9 protein-coding genes are annotated in these 12,276 nt (G+C 74.2%); 3 read left to right on the top strand and 6 right to left on the bottom strand.

From position 1 onward, the window contains the following. Together VIU94_RS05060 and VIU94_RS05055 are read right to left on the bottom strand one after the other, a co-directional pair. Positions 1-1,413, bottom strand: a 1,413-nt coding sequence (locus VIU94_RS05060; protein WP_331907961.1) for a trypsin-like peptidase domain-containing protein, incomplete at its 3' end; no start/stop codon positions are given. Between the two features lie 77 nt (positions 1,414-1,490). Next, entirely contained in the window at positions 1,491-1,808 is a 318-nt protein-coding gene (locus tag VIU94_RS05055) for a trypco2 family protein (protein ID WP_331907959.1), read from the bottom strand. Positions 1,809-1,975: 167 nt separating this feature from the next. Between VIU94_RS05055 and VIU94_RS05050 the strand changes: the two genes are divergently transcribed. Together VIU94_RS05050 and VIU94_RS05045 are read left to right on the top strand one after the other, a co-directional pair. After that, entirely contained in the window at positions 1,976-2,629 is a 654-nt protein-coding gene (locus tag VIU94_RS05050) for a response regulator transcription factor (RefSeq protein ID WP_331907957.1), read from the top strand. Next, positions 2,626-3,720: a sensor histidine kinase gene (locus tag VIU94_RS05045; RefSeq protein WP_331907955.1), complete on the top strand. Its 1,095-nt coding sequence runs from the start codon at positions 2,626-2,628 to the stop codon at positions 3,718-3,720. The genes VIU94_RS05050 and VIU94_RS05045 overlap by 4 nt, the downstream gene beginning before the upstream one ends. Here VIU94_RS05045 and VIU94_RS05040 read toward each other — a convergent pair. Further along, the gene (locus VIU94_RS05040; protein ID WP_331907953.1) at positions 3,708-5,141 is read right to left on the bottom strand and encodes a VWA domain-containing protein; all 1,434 of its coding nucleotides are present in this window, start codon (positions 5,139-5,141) and stop codon (positions 3,708-3,710) included. The two genes, VIU94_RS05045 and VIU94_RS05040, sit on opposite strands and share 13 nt — an antisense overlap. Before the next feature lie 258 nt (positions 5,142-5,399). Here VIU94_RS05040 and VIU94_RS05035 point away from each other — a divergent pair, with 258 nt between their 5' ends. After that, positions 5,400-7,469, top strand: a complete 2,070-nt coding sequence (locus tag VIU94_RS05035) for a PhoX family protein (RefSeq protein ID WP_331907951.1) — start codon at positions 5,400-5,402, stop codon at positions 7,467-7,469. 79 nt (positions 7,470-7,548) lie between these two features. Here VIU94_RS05035 and VIU94_RS05030 read toward each other — a convergent pair whose 3' ends face one another. From VIU94_RS05030 to VIU94_RS05020, 3 genes are all read right to left on the bottom strand, one after another. Beyond that, entirely contained in the window at positions 7,549-8,520 is a 972-nt protein-coding gene (locus tag VIU94_RS05030; RefSeq protein ID WP_331907949.1) for a hypothetical protein, read from the bottom strand. A 64-nt stretch (positions 8,521-8,584) separates the two neighbouring features. Then, complete coding sequence (locus tag VIU94_RS05025; protein WP_331907947.1) at positions 8,585-10,057, bottom strand: APC family permease; 1,473 nt, start codon at positions 10,055-10,057, stop codon at positions 8,585-8,587. 254 nt (positions 10,058-10,311) lie between these two features. Next, positions 10,312-12,270, bottom strand: coding sequence for an FUSC family protein (locus VIU94_RS05020; protein ID WP_331907945.1), 1,959 nt, complete (start codon positions 12,268-12,270; stop codon positions 10,312-10,314). Between the last annotated feature and the right edge of the window lie 6 nt (positions 12,271-12,276).

Raw genomic sequence — 12,276 nt, 5'->3', positions numbered from 1 at the left:
CAGGGCCGCCTCGAAGGCGGCCCGCCGGTCGCGCGGCGCGGGCCGGACCTGCCGGGCGAGCTCCGGCCAGTCGACCCCGGCGTACCCGGGGACGCGGCCGAGCAGCGGCGCGAGGTCGGCCGCGGCCAGCGCGAACGCCTCGTCGCGGCCCTCCACGGTGGCGTCCAGGGCGTGCAGCCGGACGACCGGGGCGGTGCTCAGGATGTCGTGGACCACGCCGGACGCGCCGAGCGCGGCGGTCTTCCAGGTGCCCTCGGAGCGGGCCACGAGCAGGATCCGGAACCGCCGCCCGGCCCGCCGCGCCTCGGCGATCAGCTGCCGTACGAGCCGGGGCTGCATCTCCGCGTAGTCGACGACGACGAGTGCGTCGGCCTGCAGGCCGGCCAGCGGGTGCAGGTCCGGCTCCACGCCGGGGCCGCCCGTCAGGTCGGAGCGGAGCTGCCCGGCGACCCAGCCGCGGGCCCGCAGCGCGGCCGTGAGCCAGCGCGACAGGCGGGTCTTGCCCTGGCCGCTGGGGCCGACCAGGGCCCGTACGGACAGGATCTCGGGGTCCTGCTCGCACCAGGCCATCAGCTCCTCGCACACCTCCGTGCGGCCGCGGAAGGCGACGGCCTCGGTGTCGGCGCGCAGCAGCATCAGCGGGGAGCGCAGGTCCCGTTCGGGCGGGGCCGGGTCGAGCAGTCCGTCCAGCTCGGCGGCCTCCAGCTCCGGGGGGACGCACGAGTGCGCGGCGACGAGCGCGCGGAAGCCGGGGTCGGCCACGAGCGCACGGCTGCGGGTGGCCGTCAGGCGCACGCCGGTGCGGGCGTGCCGGTCGTGCCGGACGACCCCGATGAGCAGCCGGTCCCGGAAGACGGCCGCTCCGGACATGCCGGCCCAGGGGGACGCGGCGTCGTCGCCCGCGGAGCCGTACGGGGAGTGGGCGCCGAGCAGTTCGTAGCGGTGGGCGGTGGCGCCGGTCAGCGGGCTGATACGGGCGGCGAGTTGTTCCGCGGCGCGGCGCGGCGGACCGCCCGGCTCCGGGACGGCCCGGCCCATGCGCGGGAAGCCCAGGCAGGTGACCGGCTGCTCGGCGGCGGTGGTGACGAGCAGGCCCCAGCGCTGCATGCGGCGGTTCGGGTTGCCGGCGAAGGAGGGCGGGGGCTGCCAGTCCGCCTCGGCCACCTCGACGAGGGCGGCGTCGACCGCCTCGTCCTCGCGCCGCCAGCGCACGGCCGCCGACGACTGCCGCGGCTCGTCGGCGGCGTCGGCGACCAGCCCGGGGGCGTGCGGGGCCACCGTGACGTCCGCGCCGGCCGGGACGACGTGGGCGGCGGTCAGCACGAGCCGGGGTGCGACGAGATAGCCGGAGCCGAAGGCGATCACCTCACCGTCGCGGCGCGCGCGTATCTGCACGGCGCGGTCCATCTCCATGCGCACCCCCGTACGCGCTCGGTCGCTCCGGCCGTGCCGCTGTCAGCCCTGCCGTCTCCGGTTCCGTCCCCGTCGTGCTACTCCACGTCGCCTATCGCCGTGTCGCCGCCGTCCGCGCGCTGCGGGCGCAGCTTGAGGGCGATCCGCTGGACGGACCTGCGGCTGCCCTCCGTACGCCCCCTGGCCTCGACGATCCCGAACCGCAGCCCGCCGCCGCCCTCGCGGGTGCGGACCAGCTCCGTCTCGAACTCGACGGTGATCTCGTCGACCCCGAACCGGACCTCGGACCGCCGCGCCCGTCGCTGTGCCTCGGCGACCTGGCTGCGCAGCAGGTCGAGCGCGTCGGCCAGGTCGAGCCAGTCCTCGCCGTCATGGTTCGTGCTGCCTGTGGTCATCGGTATTTCCCCCGTCCGTGCACGGTCAACACCCTTGAGCAACAACGGAGATGGGGTGGTCCGTGGTTCCCGTGGGAGGTCGGGGAGAGGTCTGCGAAACAACCGGTGCAGTAGGAATGCCCGTCCTGGGAGGAAGAGGTGGGGCGTCGTGATGGGAGGGAGAGGTCATGCGGGTGCTGGTCGCGGAGGACGAGGCGGTGCTCGCGGAGCTCGTCGCCACCGGGCTGCGGCGGGCGGGGTTCGCCGTGGACACCGTGTACAGCGGGGACGCCGCGCTCGACCGCCTCGGGCTGTACGACTACGACGTCGTCGTCCTCGACCGGGACCTGCCGCGGGTGCACGGGGACGACGTGGCGCGCCGGCTGGTCGCCGAGGCGTCCCGGACGCGGATCCTGATGCTGACCGCCGCCGCGGCCCTGGAGGACCGGGTGGCCGGGCTCGACCTGGGCGCGGACGACTACCTGGGCAAGCCGTTCGAGTTTCCCGAGCTGGTGTCCCGGGTGCGCGCGCTGCGGCGGCGCAGCGCACGGCCCGTGCCGCCGCTCCTGGAGCGGGACGGGCTGCGGATGGACACGGTGCGCAGGACGGCGTCGCGGGACGGGCGGGACCTGGATCTGTCGCCCAAGGAGTTCTCGGTGCTGCAGATCCTGCTTGAGGCGGACGGGGCGACGGTGTCGGCGGAGGAGCTCCTGGAGCGGGCCTGGGACGCGCACGCGGATCCGTTCACCGGGGCCGTACGGGTCTGTCTGAGCAAGCTGCGGGGCAAGCTGGGGGAGCCGCCGCTGATCCGGACGGTGCAGGGCGTGGGGTACGGGCTGTGAGCGACGGCATCGGGCACGGGTCCACGATCAGGACGCGGATCGCGCTGGTCTTCGGGGGTCTCTTCCTCGTCCTCGGCGCGCTGTTGCTCGGGATCGTGAATCTGCTGTCCCGCGCGGGGACGGCCGACCAGGTGGCGCGGATCCGGACTCAGGTCGCGGCGCCGGTCGAGGACGTGCGCGGGGAATCGGTCGTCCGGCTCGCCGACACCGTGCAGGACGCGGCCGGGGAGCAGATGCTGATCTGGTCGGCGTTCGCGCTGTTCGGGATGGCGCTGTGCGCCGTGGTGGTGGGCTGGTGGACGGCCGGGCGGGTGCTGCGGCCGGTGCACGAGATGACCGCGCGGGCACGGAGGCTGTCCGAGCGGAACCTGAGCGACCGCATCGCGGCGAGCGGTCCGGACGACGAGCTGAAGCAGCTCGGGGACACGATCGACGCGCTGCTCGGGCGGCTGGAGACGGCGTTCGACAGCCAGCGGCGGTTCATCGCCAACGCCTCGCACGAACTGCGCACCCCGCTGGCGACGCAGCGCACCGCGATCCAGGTCGGTCTCGACGACGACTCCCCCGTCAAGGACGTGCTGCTCGACAGCAATCGGCGCAGCGAACGGCTCATCGAGGGGCTGCTGGTGCTCGCGCGCAGCGAGCGGGGCCTGGAGGAGCGGGAGGACGTCGACCTCGGCGCGCTCGTCGCGGAGGAGGCCGTACGGCACGGGGCGCCGGCGCCGGAGGGACGCGGGGGCGTCGTACGCGGGAACCCGCTGCTGCTCGCCCAGTTGGCGGGCAACCTGCTGGCCAACGCGGTCGCCCACAACGTGCCCGGGGGGTGGGTGCGGGTGACCGTGGAGGGCGGGACGCTGGTGGTCGTCAACACCGGGCCTCAGGTGGCGGCGGCGGACGTGCCGGGGCTGTTCGAGCCGTTCCGGCGGGGGGAGGGGCGGGACCGGATGGGGCCCGGCGCGGGGCTCGGGCTCTCCATCGTCCGGTCGATCGCGGTCGCGCACGGCGGGACGGTGACGGCGGAGCCCGCCCCCGAGGGGGGCGGGCTCGCCGTCACCGTGACGCTGCCGGTGACCGTGGGTCAGGCGGAGTAGCCGTCCAGCAGGCCCTTGAAGAACGCCGGGTGCGGGGTCTCGGCGGGGGTGGGGCCGGCGTGGAAGAACGCGGCGTTCGGCACGTCGAGCTTGCGCAGGTAGTCGAAGCCCTTCGCGTCCTCGTCGCCGAACGCGACGAACCGCCAGTGGATCGGGCGGTCGGCGGCCGCGGCGAGCGCCTGCGTGGCGGCGGTACGGGACTCCGGGGCGCCGTCGGTCTGGAACACCACGAACGCGGGGCGGCCGGCGTCCGCCTTCTCGTGGTGGGCCAGGACCTCCGCGATCGCGCGGTCGTAGTTGGTCCGGCCCATGCGGCCCAGGGAGTCGTGCAGTTCGGCGATGCGGCCGTCGGCGTTGTCGAGCGTGAGGTCGCCGGTGCCGTCCACCTCTGTGGAGAAGAACACGACCGGGACGGTCGCCTCCTCGTCGAGGTGCGCGGCGAGCGCGAGCGCCTGGTCGGCGAGGTGCTGGACGGAGCCGTCCTTGTAGTAGCCGCGCATGGAGAGCGACCGGTCGAGGACCAGGTACACGGCGACCCGACCGCCGGTGAGCCCCTGCCGCTTCAGCACGGCCCCGGCCGCCTTGTACGCCTCGACGACCTGCGGCGCCCGCGCCTTGACGCGCGCGAGGGGGACGGCGGGCTTGGCGGCGGAGGCAGCGGCGGGCTCGGCGTCGGCGTCGTCGGCCACGACGGCCGGCTCGGCCTCGGCGGCCACGGGCTCGACCTCGGGGGTCGGCTCGTCGGCGGCGGCAAGCGGCTCAACCTCGGCAACCGGCTCGGCCTCGGCGGCGACCGGCTCGATCTCGGTGGCGACGGGCTCGGCCTCGGCGGTCGGCTCGACCTCGGCGGCCACGGGCTCGACCTCGGCGACCGGCTCGACCTCGGCGGGCTCGTCGGCCACCGGCTCGGCGTCAGCCGCCACCGGCTCGATCTCGGCGGTCTCCACCAGGGCGGCGATCTCCTCGATCGCCATCGGAGCCTCGTCCTGAGCCTTCGGCTCGGCGTCGGCAACGACGGCCTCGGGGGCCTCGGTTGCCTTCTCGGCCTTCGGCTCGACCTCAGCCGCCGGCGCCTCGACCTCAGCCGCCGGTGCCTCAACCTCAGCCGCCGGCTCCGACTTCGTCTCCGCCGCCCCCGGCGTCGCCTCCGTCCGCGCCTCCGGGACCTTCGGAGCCGGGTTGTCGAAGGCGGCCGCGACCAGTTCCTCCGCGGCCTTCTCGGCCTGGCTCTGGGCCGGCACGGTCGCCGTCGCCGTGGCCGTCACCGTGCCCTCGGTCGTCGTCGTCGTGGACGTGGTCGCGGTCGTGGTCGTCGTCGACGGCGAACCGTCCGCCTGGGGCGGGACGGAGGTTGCCGGCGACTCGTTCTGCTCCGCACGGTCGCGTCCGAACACCTTGCGCAGCAAGCTCCGAATGCCCATGGGCGAGACCTTTCGCATGAGTGGGGTGCCGTCTATGTCCGTACTGGGAGAATCATCCCTGGCCAGGGCGGACACGTAAGGTTAGCGGCCTGCTGTGTCGCCGATCGCGCCCCGGTCGGCCCTTCGCCGCGCCCAGTCGTCACGGGTTCATCCGGCGTTCACTTCACGGCCTCCCCCGTGCAGATCCGTACACATAGCGTCACCGCCGGACGGATTCCCGACACCATGTCGGCGCAGTGTGCGCCGGAGGAGGACGAAGTGCGCAAACTGCTGCCGCTCCTGAGCACCAACCCCCACGGAGGCGGTCGTTCCGCTCTCACCTGCCGCTACCGCTGCGGTGACGCGTGCTTCCACGAAGTGCCCAACACCAGTGACAACGAGTACGTCGGCGACGTCATAGCCGGTGCGCTCTCGCGCCGTTCGATGATGCGCGCCGCCGCGGTCGTCACCGTCGCGACCGCCGCCGGCACCGGTGTGGCGCTGGGCGGCGCCCCCGCCGCCGAGGCCGCCCCGGCCGGCGCCGCCGCCGGGTGGAAGCCCGCTCGCCCCGACGGCGCCCGCGGTCTGCGCTTCGACGCCGTCGCGCCCAACAACGACGACCAGGTCACCGTTCCGGCCGGCTACAGCCAGAACGTCGTGATCCGCTGGGGCGAGCCGATCCTCCGCGGCGCCCCGAAGTTCGACTCCGAGAACCAGACCGCCGCCGCGCAGGCCGGTCAGTTCGGCTACAACAACGACTTCCTGTCCCTGCTCCCGCTCCGCGGTGAGTACGGCCGTCAGGTCCTCGTCGCGAACCACGAGTACACCGACGAAGTCCTGATGTTCAAGGGCTACGACCCGGCTGCCCCGACCCGCGAGCAGGTCGAGATCGCCTGGGCCGCGCACGGTCTGTCCGTCGTCGTGGTCCAGGAGGAGCACCGCTCCGGCAAGCTGACCCCGGTCACCCGCCACCCGCTCAACCGCCGCCTGCACACCAGCTCCGAGTTCGAGCTGACCGGCCCGGCCGCCGGCTCCAAGCTGGTGCAGACCTCGGTCGACCCGTCCGGCACCAAGGTGTTCGGCACGCTCAACAACTGCGCCGGCGGCACCACCCCGTGGGGCTCCACGCTGCACGGCGAGGAGAACTTCAACCAGTACTTCGCCAACGGATCCTCCGCGACCGACAAGCGCTACGGCATGGCCGCCGGTGCCACCGAGCGCAAGTGGGAGCGGTTCGACAAGCGCTTCGACCTCGCCCAGGAGCCCAACGAGGCGCACCGCTTCGGCTGGGTCGTCGAGCTCGACCCGTACGACCCGGAGTCCACGCCCCGTAAGCGCACCGCGCTCGGCCGCTTCAAGCACGAGGCCGCGCAGCCGCGTCTGACCGAGGACGGCCGTCCGGTCGTCTACATGGGCGACGACGAGCGCTTCGACTACTTCTACAAGTTCGTGTCGAGCAAGCGGATGAAGAAGGGCGGCTCCCGTGCCGCCCGCGAGCACAACCTCACCCTGCTCGACGAGGGCACCCTGTACGTCGCCAAGATCACCGGCGACTCCCCGGGCGAGATCGACGGCACCGGCAAGCTCCCGAAGGACGGCGAGTTCGACGGCTCCGGCGTCTGGATCCCGCTGGCCACGGCCGGCCCCGACGGCGCCGTGTCGCATGTCCCCGGCATGACCGCCGAGGAGGTGTACGTCTTCACCCGCCTCGCCGGTGACAAGGTCGGCGCCACGAAGATGGACCGCCCCGAGGACGTCGAGCCGTCCCCGCGCACCGGCCGCGTCTACGTCGCGCTCACCAACAACTCGAACCGCGGCAAGGGCACGAACCCGGGCGCCGACGAGGCCAACCCGCGCAACCTCAACAAGCACGGCCAGATCCTGGAGCTCGCCGAGCACTGGGACGACCCGGCCTCCGACGGCTTCGCCTGGCGGCTGTTCCTCGTCGCCGGCGACCCGAACGACCCGGCCACGTACTTCGCGGGCTTCCCGAAGGACAAGGTCTCGCCCATCTCCTGCCCGGACAACGTGGCGTTCGACCCGCACGGCAACCTTTGGATCTCCACCGACGGCAACCAGCTCGGCTCGCACGACGGCCTGTTCGGCGTCGCCACGCGCGGCGAGCGGCGCGGTGAGCTCAAGCAGTTCCTGACCGTCCCGACCGGCGCCGAGACCTGCGGCCCGATCATCCAGGACCGCCGCGTCCTGGTCTCCGTCCAGCACCCGGGCGAGATCGACGGCGCGTCCGTCGAGAAGCCGGCGTCGGTCTGGCCCGACGGGCCCGGCAAGATCGTCCGCCCGTCGGTCGTCGCCGTCTACCGCACGGACGGCCGCGACATCGGCGTCTGACGCCGATCGCGGTGACAGTGTGAACGAGTGAGGGGCGCGGGTCCGTCCACCCGCGCCCCTCACTCCACGTCCGGCCGCCTCAGATGACCTGGAGGCCCTCCCGGAACCGTACGAACTGCTCCTCCGGCTCCCCCGTGTACGCCCACGGCACCCATGCCGCCCGCGTCCCGAGCATCCCGAGCACGTGACGCGCCACCTCCGCCTCACCCGCGTAACAGGCGGCGTGCGCCAGATAGTTGAGGTCCGCGACCTCCTCCGGCGCGACCGGCCGGCCCGTGTCCCGGCCGCCGATCCACCGCTCGAACGTGCGGCGCAGCTCCGTCACCGCCAGCTCGTGCTTCCAGTGCTGGTCGAAGCCGCGCACCGGGCCCCGGCCGCGCGCCCCGTCGGCGATGTAGCGGTACTCCTCCACCCGCGCCACCTGCACGAGCACCGGCAGCGGCGAGCCCGGCGGGGCGACCCCGGCCGCGTTCCGGGCCACGTCGTACATCGCGCCGTGCGTGCCGTGCCAGCGCGCCGACCAGTAGCGCATGACCTGCGCGTGGCCCTCCGTGTTGTACGGGTCGCGGCGGCGCAACTCGTCGAACCAGTGCCGCAGTTCGCCCCGGGCGACGCCGCCCTCGTACAGCCGCGCCACGGTCAGCAGCGAGACCCACGGCATCGGGTCGGCGGGCGCGGCCTCCGCCGCGGCGAGGCAGGCCTCCACCGCCGCGTCGAGCCGCCCGCGGTCCACGGCGGTGCCGCGGCCGACCGAGATCGCCTCGTTGAAGACCCGGACCACCGAGGTGGCCGCGCGCAGCACCGCCGCGTCGGGGTCGTCCGGCTCGGCGGCCCGCCAGGACTCGACGGCGGAGCTGTCGGCGGCGGCGTGGGACAGCGCCCGCAGCCGGTGGGTGCGGCGCGGCCAGTCGTCCCCGGTCGCCCGCAGCAGGTCGCGGACGCCCTGCCAGCGGCCGATGACCATGTCCTGGCGCGCGGCGGTGAGCGGCCGGTCCCCTTGGTCGGGGTCGAAGTCCGGGACGAAGCGGGCGGGGCGGCGGCGGGCGGCCATCGGGTCTCCTTCCGTCAAAGCGCGTCGGGCGGTCAGCGGTGGGCGGTTCCTGAAGCGTCCGTGGTCAGAAGTCCGTCGCCGCCATCCCGTCCTCCCGGCGGGGGCGGTGCGGCCCCGGGGTGTACGGGGCGTCGGCGGCCAGCGCGCGGACCGCGCAGAGCGGGGCGGGACGGTAGTACGCGCTGCCCTTCTTCCAGTACACGACCATCGGGACGAGGCCGACGAGCAGCCCGCCGAGGCCGATGCCGAGCGAGGCGCCGGACAGCGTGCCGAGCGACTCGGCGAACACCCAGAACATGAACGCCGAGCCGAGCAGCGGCCATAGCCCGCCGAGCACGAAGTTCCGCACGGAGCCGAGCAGCAGGCTCCGGTACGCGACGACGGCGGCGAGCCCCGCCAGGCCGTAGTAGAACGCGATCTGCAGGCCGATCGCGGAGACGGCGTCCTTCAGGACCGACTGCACCGAGCCCGCGGCCGCTGCCGCCGCGAACAGCACCAGCGCGGCCCCGCCGACGGCGACGATCGCCACCCACGGGGTGTTCCAGCGGCGGTGCACGGTGCCGAGCGCGGCCGGCAGCGTCCGGTCCCGGCCCATCGCGAACAGGGAGCGGGTCACCTGGATCAGGGTGGTCTCCAGGGTGGCGACGGTCGACAGCAGCACGGCCGCCACCAAGAGCTTGCCGCCCACGCCCGGCCAGAGCTCGTGGCCGAGGACGGCGAGCACGTTCGCGCCGCTCGCCTCGATCTGCTCGGACGTCAGGATCACGTTCACGGCCACCGTGAACGCCTCGAAGAGCAGGAAGACGACGCCGACGCCGACCAGCGCGGCCAGCCCGGCGGTGCGGCGGCTGTCCCTGGTCTCCTCGCTGAGGTTGCTGGTGACGTCCCAGCCCCAGTAGTAGAAGGCGGCGATCAGCGCGCCCGACGCGAAGCCGGCCGGTCCGTCGAACCGGCCGAAGCCGAACCAGGACCAGTCGAAGGCGGCGGCCGCGCCCCGGTGCATCAGCGCGGCCAGCAGGAACACCAGCAGAACCACGATCTCCACGCCGGTCATGAGGAGTTGGGCGCGCACGGTGAGCCGCGCGCCGCCCAGCACCACAAGCAGCATCATCAGGAACCAGCCCGCGCCGACGGCGGCGGCGAGCGGGGTGTTCCCGGCGAGGTCCTGGTCGATCAGGGAGAGCGTCAGCACGCCCGCGGGCAGCGAGCCGGCGACCATGAACACGGTGGCCGAGACCACCAGCGCCCAGCCGGACAGGAAGCCCAGGAACGGGTGCAGGGTGCGGCCCACCCAGGAGTACCCGGCGCCCGCGTTGACGTCGATCCGGCCCAGCCGGGAGTAGGCGAGGACGATGCCCAGCATCGGGATCGCGCAGTACAGCAGCGCGGCGGGCCCGCCCAGGCCGACCGCGCCGAACAGCACGGCGGTGGTGGCGGCGAGCGAGTACGCGGGGGCGCTGCCGGCGACGGCCATCACGATGGTGTCGAACGTGCCGAGGACGTTGGGCTGGAGCCCTCTGCCGGTGGAGCTGCGCATGGCGGTGTCCTTGTGTGACCCGGAAGCCGGAGGCGGAGCGGGAGGCCGGAGGTGGTGCGGGAAGCCGGGGTGGAGCGGGAGGCCGAGGTGGTGCTGGATGCCGGAGGTGGTGCGGGACGGGTCGGGCGTGCCTCCGGTTCGGGTGTCCGCCGGTGCGCGCGGTGAATGCAGCGCATGGTAGTCGCCCGGACGCTGCGCGGTGACGGCGGTAGCCGGGATTCCGCCTACCGGGACGGACGCCTGCGCCCCGCGGGCTACTTGGGGCCGGGGGTGGCGATGGCGCGGGCGGCGCGGACCTCCTGCGCCAGTGGCCGCAGCACGCTGTCGTCCGGGCCGGTCAGCTCGGCGCGGACCTCGATCAGGACCTCCGACTCTCTTACCCCGACGGACAGTTCGCGCAGCTCCCGCTCGATGGCGAGGGCCTCGGCGGGGTCCGGCGGCGGCGCCCCGTGGTCGACGCGGACCCGGGCCGCGGTGGTGGCGTCCACGATGCGCTCGACGGCCACGAGCAGCGGCCACCAGGCGGCGGCCCGCGCCCCCATGGGCGGCGGCTCGGTCAACGCCCGCTGGAATTCGGCGCGTACGGCCGACAGATCGCGGTACAGCCTGCGCCGGGAGCGGACCCGGGCGGCCTGGTCGGCGGGCCGGCCGGGCCGGTCGGGGGCGAAGGCGAGGGCCACGTACCGGGCCGTGTCGGCGACCGCGTCGGCGAGCCGGTCGCCGATCCGGGTGTGCCAGGACTCCGGCCACAGCAGATAGCCCGCGACCAGCGAGATCCCGCAGCCGATGAGGGAGTCGTACAGCCGGGGCAGCACCAGGTCGAAGCCCTGCCGGTTGATCAGGTCGGAAAGCAGCAGGATCACCGGGGTGATGGCGGCGGTCTGGAAGGCGTACCCCTTCGCCGAGAACGCCGGGATCAGCCCCGCGAGGACCACCATCACCGGCACGTCCCACCAGCCCCGCGGCACCTCCGCGAGCACCACCGCGGCCGTCACCAGGCCGAGGGCGGTGCCGAGCGCGCGGAGCACGGCGCGCGAGAACACCGAGCCGAAGTCCGGCTTCATGACGAACGTGACGGTGAGCGCGACCCAGTACGAGCGGGGCACGTCGATCAGCGAGACCAGCGCCTGCGCGAGCCCGATGCACAGCGCGAGCCGCAGCCCGTACCGCCAGGACGCCTCGGACAGCAGCGCGGCGCGGGCGGTCCGGCGCATCCGGACGCGCAGCGCGGCGGGCCGGCCGAGCCGGTCGTCGACGTTGTACGGGTTCGGCTCGGCCTTGTGGACGACGGTCGCCGCGTACCGCAGGGCGTGGTCGACGGCCCGTTCCGCGGGCCGCTCCGGCTCGGGCAGGTCGAGCTCCGGGGCGCCGGTGCGGCCCTCCTCGACGGCCTCGGCGAGTTCCCGGACCGCGGCCGGGATCTCCGGCGGCAGCGGGCCGATCAGCCGGCCCCGCAGATTGGCCGCGGGCGCGGCCTCGACCAGCGGGATCAGCGCGTTGAGCTGGGCGAGCAGCCGGATCAGCACGGGCGCCCGGCCGTGCTCGCGGGCGCGCCTGCCGAGCACCAGGTCGTAGGACTGGTTCAGGGTCTGCGTGACGACCCGCCGCCGCTCCTCGTACGCGTCCGTGCCCGCGGCCTCCAGGACGTCGGCGACGGCCCGGTACGCGGCGGCCACCGAGGCCTTCTCGGGCGCGCCGCGGCGCAGCGGCCAGCCCAGCAGGGTCAGCACGAGGACGACGACCCCGCCGAGTCCGAGCAGCACCGCCGGCAGCCACCACGGGTCGGGCATCGGCAGGCCCGCGCCGACGACGGCGTTGAGGAGCAGCAGCAGCCCGGAGACCGAGGCGATCGCGCCGATCGACGAGATCATGCCGGAGACCAGCGCGATCAGGGTGACCACGGCGACCGTGGTCCATCCGGCCCCGAACACGAGCGTGCCGAGGGTGACGCCGAGGGCGCCGAAGAGCTGGGGGACGGCGATGTTGAGGACCCGCATCCGGTAGGCGTCGGCGGTGTCGCCGATGACCCCGGAGAGCGCGCCCATGGACACCAGCGCCCCGTACACGGGCTGGTCTGTGGCCATGCCGACGGCGAGCGGGGCGGACAGCGCGATGGAGGCGCGGGCGACGGCGGCCCACGGGACGGGCGCGGGCTGGGGACGCAGGCCCTCGGTGAGCCAGGCCGGGGGTGCGAGCCGTGCGGGTCGTGCCATGGGGCA

The organism is Streptomyces sp. (assembly GCF_036566765.1).
Classification (GTDB): domain Bacteria; phylum Actinomycetota; class Actinomycetes; order Streptomycetales; family Streptomycetaceae; genus Streptomyces.
The sequence above is the reverse complement of the archived record's forward strand: the minus strand, read 5'-3'. Positions and strand labels throughout refer to the sequence as shown.

What these genes read in the sequence shown, in the direction of transcription:
- VIU94_RS05055 (WP_331907959.1), bottom strand. Translation starts at nt 1,808, where the DNA reads ATGACCACAGGCAGCACGAACCATGACGGCGAGGACTGGCTCGACCTG.
- VIU94_RS05050 (WP_331907957.1), top strand. Translation starts at nt 1,976, where the DNA reads ATGCGGGTGCTGGTCGCGGAGGACGAGGCGGTGCTCGCGGAGCTCGTC.
- VIU94_RS05040 (WP_331907953.1), bottom strand. Translation starts at nt 5,141, where the DNA reads ATGGGCATTCGGAGCTTGCTGCGCAAGGTGTTCGGACGCGACCGTGCG.
- VIU94_RS05030 (WP_331907949.1), bottom strand. Translation starts at nt 8,520, where the DNA reads ATGGCCGCCCGCCGCCGCCCCGCCCGCTTCGTCCCGGACTTCGACCCC.
- VIU94_RS05025 (WP_331907947.1), bottom strand. Translation starts at nt 10,057, where the DNA reads ATGCGCAGCTCCACCGGCAGAGGGCTCCAGCCCAACGTCCTCGGCACG.
- VIU94_RS05020 (WP_331907945.1), bottom strand. Translation starts at nt 12,270, where the DNA reads ATGGCACGACCCGCACGGCTCGCACCCCCGGCCTGGCTCACCGAGGGC.